Annotated in this window: 6 protein-coding genes; all 6 read left to right on the plus strand. The window is 71.5% G+C overall.

The genetic code is table 11. The features are described from left to right. The first annotated feature begins 18 nt into the window (after positions 1 to 18). Entirely contained in the window at positions 19 to 1,737 is a 1,719-nt protein-coding gene (locus GWK61_RS52480) for an ATP-binding SpoIIE family protein phosphatase (protein WP_194921751.1), read from the plus strand. A 209-nt stretch (positions 1,738 to 1,946) separates the two neighbouring features. Next, positions 1,947 to 2,546: a sulfite oxidase-like oxidoreductase gene (locus GWK61_RS52485; RefSeq protein ID WP_194921752.1), complete on the plus strand. Its 600-nt coding sequence runs from the start codon at positions 1,947 to 1,949 to the stop codon at positions 2,544 to 2,546. Then, complete coding sequence (locus GWK61_RS52490; RefSeq protein ID WP_194921753.1) at positions 2,516 to 3,271, plus strand: ferredoxin reductase; 756 nt, start codon at positions 2,516 to 2,518, stop codon at positions 3,269 to 3,271. The genes GWK61_RS52485 and GWK61_RS52490 overlap by 31 nt, the downstream gene beginning before the upstream one ends. A 2-nt stretch (positions 3,272 to 3,273) precedes the next feature. After that, positions 3,274 to 3,630, plus strand: coding sequence for a DUF6510 family protein (locus tag GWK61_RS52495; RefSeq protein ID WP_228564425.1), 357 nt, complete (start codon positions 3,274 to 3,276; stop codon positions 3,628 to 3,630). Positions 3,631 to 3,905: 275 nt separating this feature from the next. Next, on the plus strand, positions 3,906 to 4,613 hold the full coding sequence (locus GWK61_RS52500) for a G1 family glutamic endopeptidase (RefSeq protein WP_194921754.1): 708 nt from the start codon (positions 3,906 to 3,908) through the stop codon (positions 4,611 to 4,613). Between the two features lie 188 nt (positions 4,614 to 4,801). After that, positions 4,802 to 5,272 carry an LLM class flavin-dependent oxidoreductase gene (locus GWK61_RS52505; RefSeq protein WP_194921755.1) on the plus strand — a complete coding sequence of 157 codons (471 nt, stop codon included), beginning with the start codon at positions 4,802 to 4,804 and terminating at the stop codon, positions 5,270 to 5,272. Positions 5,273 to 5,359: the final 87 nt, after the last annotated feature.

Raw genomic sequence — 5,359 nt, forward strand, 5'->3', positions numbered from 1 at the left:
TCGTAGGCGGCGTCAGATGTGTATCAGAGACAGGGCGAGCTCGTCATGGTCGGCGAGCCGACCGTCGGCCGCATCGCCGTGGCCGCGCGCCAGCGCCTGGCCCTCCTGCTGGACGCCAGCGGCCGCATCGGCACCACCCTGGACATGGAGCTCACCGGCGGCGAGCTGGCCGAGATCGCGTTGCCGGACTTCGCGCAGCACGTCGCCGTCGACCTCGCGAGCTGGGTCCTGGACGGCGAGGAGTGCCCGCCGCCCACCACCGAGGTGAAGCTGCGCCGCGTCGCGGTCCGCACCATCCGGCGCGGCAAAGTACACCGGCCGGCCGGAGCGCACGTCGCCTACAACGCCACCACCGCGCAGGCGCGCTGCATGGCGCAGCGGCACACGGTCCTGGACGCGCAGCTCACCGCCGCGACGGCCGGCAAGCGCTGGGTCGCCGAGGACCCCGACAGCTCGGTGATCGCCGCGCCGATCATGGTGCAGGGCATGGTCCTGGGCGTCGCTTCCTTCTACCGCCTGGGCAACGCAGACCCCTTCGACGAGGACGACATCCAGCTGGCTGGCGACCTCGCCTCGCGCGCCGCCGTCTGCCTGGACAACGCGCGCCGCTTCGAGCGCGAGCGGGCCATGGCGCTGGCGCTGCAACGCAGTCTTCTGCCACGCGCCTTCCCCCTGCAGTGCGCAGTAGAAGTCGCGCACCGGTATCAGCCCGCGCAAGAGGGCGTCGGCGGCGATTGGTACGACGTGATCCCGCTGTCCGGCGGACGCGTGGCACTCGTCGTCGGCGACGTCGTCGGGCACGGCATCCACGCCGCGGCGACCATGGGCCGGCTGCGCACCGCCGTCCGCAACTTCTGCGCCCTGGACCTGCCGGCCGAGGACCTGCTCAGCCAGCTCGACGCGCTCGTGGAGTCGATGGACGCCGACGAGGCCGAGGACCAGCGCGGCGTCGGCATCATCGGCGCGACGTGCCTGTACGTGGTCTACGACCCGGTCACCGGCCTGTGCTCGGTCGCCGCCGCCGGGCACCCCTCGCCGGCCGTGGTGGCCCGGGACGGCTCGGTGGAGTACCTGGACCTGCCGACCGGCCCGCCGCTGGGCCTCGGGGGCTCGGCGTACGAGGCGGTCGAGCTGCCGATCGACGAAGGCAGCACCCTGGTTCTCTACACCGACGGCCTGGTGGAGAGCCGGGAGCAGGACATCGGCACCGGGTTGGAGCGGTTGCGGGCGGTGCTGGCCGGTCCCGGCCGCGATCCGGAGGAGCTGTGCGCGTCGGCGATCGGCGGCCTGCTGCCGGAGCGGCCCTCCGACGACGTGGCCCTGCTGGCCGCGCGGGCCCGGCGCACGACGCCGGACCGGGTCGCCACCTGGGACGTGCCGATGACGCCGGAGTCGGTGGCGTTCCTGCGCGCCGAGGTGTCGCGGCTGCTGCGCGCCTGGCGCCTGACCGAGCTGGTCTTCACCACCGAGCTCATCGTCAGCGAGCTCGTCACGAACGCGATCCGGCACGCCACCGGCCCGGTCGAGCTGCGCCTGCTGCGTGACAGGGCCCTGATCTGCGAGGTGGCCGACGGCAGCAGCGTCTCGCCGCGGTTGCGCCGTGCGCAGACGTTCGACGAGGGCGGCCGCGGGCTGTTCCTGGTGGCGCAGCTCTCGCAGCGGTGGGGGACGCGGTACACCGCGCGCGGCAAGGTGATCTGGTCCGAGCAGCCGCTGCCGCCGAACGGCGACTACTAGCGCGGCGGGCGACGCCGGGAGCCCGACGCCCAACGCCGACGCCGGCGCCCGACGCCGAGCGCCCAGCGCAAGGCATCCCAAGCCCCGCCCAACGCTCCGAACTGCGCCTAGACCACCGAACCAGCCGACGACATGCGCGCTGCCCCGCCGCCGGGCAGAATCGCAGTAGGCCCGGCCGGGACGGCGGGGCCCGGAAAGGGCGGCGTGCGATGGCGATGGTCTCGCGGGGCTTCCAGGGTCGACGGCGTTCGTCGGACCACCGGTTGCCGCCGGGGCAGTACGAGACCCGGGACTTCCCCGTGCTGTCGGCCGGGCCGACACCGCGGGTGGACCGGGACGCGTGGCAGTTCAGCGTGGTCACCGAGGGCGGCGAGCGGCGCAGCTGGAGCTGGCGGGAGCTGATGGCGCTGCCGGCCGAGCGTCCCGTGGTCGATCTGCACTGCGTGACCAAGTGGTCGAAGTTCGGCACCCCGTGGCAGGGCGTCTCCCTGGACCTGCTGCTGGCGGACGTCGAGACCGAGGCCGAGTACGCCCTGGTCCACTCCTACGGCGGCTACACCACGAACCTGCCGCTCAAGGACCTGCTCGACGGCCAGGCCTGGATCGCCTACGGCTACGACGGCCGCGATCTGACGCCCGAGCACGGCGGCCCGGCCCGGCTGCTGGTCCCGCACCTGTACCTGTGGAAGTCGGCCAAGTGGGTGCGCGGCATCCAGCTGCTGGTGAAGGACGAGCCCGGGTTCTGGGAGAGCGCCGGCTATCACGACTATGGGGACCCATGGCGCGAGCAGCGGTATCAGGGCGACTAGGCGAACGCCTGCGCTGGCGGGTCGCGACGCTGGTCGGACAGCGCGAGGAGACGCCGACGACGCGGACGCTGGTGCTGGACGTGCCGGGCTGGCCGGGGCATCTGGCCGGCCAGCACGTGGACGTGCGGCTGACCGCCGAGGACGGCTACAGCACGCAGCGCAGCTACTCGATCGCCTCGGCGCCGGACGGCGCGCTGTTGGAGCTCACGGTCCAGCGGGTCTCCGACGGCGAGGTGTCCCCGTACCTGGTCGGCGACCTGATCGACGGCGACCTGCTGGAGCTGCGGGGCCCGGTCGGCGGCTGGTTCGTGTGGCGTCCGGAGCAGACCGAGCCGGTGTTGTTGGTGGCCGGCGGCTCCGGGATCGTGCCGTTGATGGCGATGATCCGCGCGCGGCGGCAGCTCGGCTCGACGACGCCGTTCCGGCTGCTGTATTCCGTGCGGACGCCGGAGGACCGGATGTACGCCGACGAACTCCAGGCTCCGGATCCCGGCTTGGAGGTCACGTTCCTCTACACGCGCCAAGTTCCTGAGGGCTGGCCACGTTTTCCGTCCCGGCTCACCGAGAAGGACATGGCCGCCGTCGCCTGGGCGCCCTCGACGCTCGCCACAAGCTACGTCTGCGGCCCGACTCCTTTCGTCGAGTACGCGGCGGATCTGTTGGTCGACCTCGGGCAGGCGCCGGATCGGATCCGTACCGAACGTTTCGGCCCGACAGGAGGCTGATCATGTCAGTGCCCGCATATGAGCCCTCCGCTGAGCACTCCGCCGAACCGTCCGGTCCGTTCGCCGACGAACTCGCCGTCGGCTACCTCGACGGCGAATACGAGGACGGCAACGCCCTGGCCGGACCGTTGTCGGAACTGTTCGCGGTGGACGTCGTCTCCGCGGAAGGCCGCTGCGTCAGCTGCGGCACGACCGGCCCCGTCGCGCAGCTGCGGGTCTACGGACCCGGCCCGGGACTGGTGGCGCGCTGCCCGGAGTGCGGGCAGGTCGTGCTGCGCCTGGTGCGCGGCGCGGAATCGGCGTGGCTGGACCTGCGCGGGACGGTGAGCCTGCGGTTCCAGGTGGGCACCGACCGGTAGCCGCCGGCGGCCCCTGCCTGCCCCCTCCCGCAGCACGCGGCAATCCCTTGCTCTGCCCTTGTCTTGATCCCGAGGCCTACTAGGGCTTTCATTCGCAATGATCTGACAATCGCCAGCTCACGCGCTAAATTGCCACCGACACGGTGAATACCGGCGCACAGGCCGTCCGGAATCGGACGACCTTTTCCTATTGAGTGTCCTGATACTGCTCGCTACGGTGACGCCACCAGGCCCCTTGCAGCGCGCCCCCACGCGCCCCCACCGAAGGAGCAAGTATGCGCAGGATCCTGATACGCGTCGCCGCACTCGCCGCGGCCGCCACCGCCGTGGCTCCGGTCGCCCCGGTCACCGCCGCGGCCACCGGAGCGTCGTTCAAGCCGCTGTCGTACAACATCAACGGCTACAACTGGGGCGGCTACGCCGCCACCGGGAGCGGGTTCACCTCGGTCGCCGCGACCTGGACCGAGCCGGCCGCCACCTGCAACTCCAGCAACGACCTGTACGCGCCGTGGGTCGGCATCGACGGCTACGGCTCCTCCACCGTCGAGCAGACCGGCGTCGCGACCGACTGCTCCAGCGGCAGCCCGGTGGACCAGGCCTGGTACGAGATGTACCCGGCCAGCCCGGTCTACCTGAGCTCCAGCTCGTACCCGGTGCGCGCCGGCGACGTGATCCACGCCTCGGTCACGTACTCGGGCAGCAGCAAGTACAAGCTGACGCTGAACGACGCCACCCGCGGCTGGACGTACAGCACGACCAAGAGCCTGTCGTCCTCGCGAGCCAGCGCCGAGGTCATCATCGAGTCGCCGACCGGCGCGTACCCGAACTTCGGCACGCTGCACTTCAGCGCCGCGACGATCAACGGCAAGTCGCTCGGCTCGGCCAACCCGACGGCGCTGGACCCGTCGAACGGCGTGTACGAGGCCCACACCAGCGCGATCTCCGGTGGCACCAGCTTCACCGACACCTTCGAGCACGAATAGAGACGTGACCCATCGGGCCGTCCCGTGACGGCCCGGGCCCTCCCTCCCCCACCGATCGGCCGCGGCGTGGTGACACGCCGCGGCCGGTTGTTTTTCTGTGACGCCGGCGACGATCGCCGCGGAATTCCACTAGGATTTTCGTAGTTACTCTGTTCGGAGTAGTAGCGCCGTCAGGAGGAGGAGCCGACATGACCGACTATGGCCATGACCTGCGGTTCGGGACGTTCATCACGCCGCAGAACCGGGATCCGGAGGCGCCGGTCGCGCTGGCGCGGCTCAGCGAGCAGGTGGGGCTGGACCTGGTGACGTTCCAGGACCACCCGTACCAGCCGGCCTTCCTGGACACGTGGACGCTGCTGTCGTGGGTGGCGGCGCGGACCGAGCGGATCCACCTGGCGGCGAACGTGCACAGCCTGCCGATGCGGCCGCCGGCGGTGCTGGCGCGGTCGGCGGCGAGCCTGGACTTGCTGTCGGGGGGACGGTACGACATGGCGTTGGGCGCCGGCGGGTTCTGGGATGCGATTGCGGCGATGGGTGGGGATCGACGGTCGCCGGGTGAGGCGGTGCAGGCGGTCAGCGAGGCCGTGGACATCATGCGGGCGATCTGGGATCCGGCGGAGCGGGGCGGTCTCCCCTTGAGCAGGCGGGCCCGGAGGTAGTCGGCGGGGTGCGAGGAGTCGATCTGCGTGCCGCGGAACTCCGAGACGCGCGCGGACCGGATGTACTCGTGCTCCGGGATGGTCGGG

The sequence above is a fragment of the Catenulispora rubra genome (genome assembly GCF_015356825.1).
Lineage (GTDB): Bacteria > Actinomycetota > Actinomycetes > Streptomycetales > Catenulisporaceae > Catenulispora > Catenulispora rubra.

What these genes read in the sequence shown, in the direction of transcription:
- GWK61_RS52485 (WP_194921752.1), top strand. Translation starts at nt 1,947, where the DNA reads ATGGCGATGGTCTCGCGGGGCTTCCAGGGTCGACGGCGTTCGTCGGAC.
- GWK61_RS52490 (WP_194921753.1), top strand. Translation starts at nt 2,516, where the DNA reads ATGGCGCGAGCAGCGGTATCAGGGCGACTAGGCGAACGCCTGCGCTGG.
- GWK61_RS52495 (WP_228564425.1), top strand. Translation starts at nt 3,274, where the DNA reads ATGTCAGTGCCCGCATATGAGCCCTCCGCTGAGCACTCCGCCGAACCG.
- GWK61_RS52500 (WP_194921754.1), top strand. Translation starts at nt 3,906, where the DNA reads ATGCGCAGGATCCTGATACGCGTCGCCGCACTCGCCGCGGCCGCCACC.
- GWK61_RS52505 (WP_194921755.1), top strand. Translation starts at nt 4,802, where the DNA reads ATGACCGACTATGGCCATGACCTGCGGTTCGGGACGTTCATCACGCCG.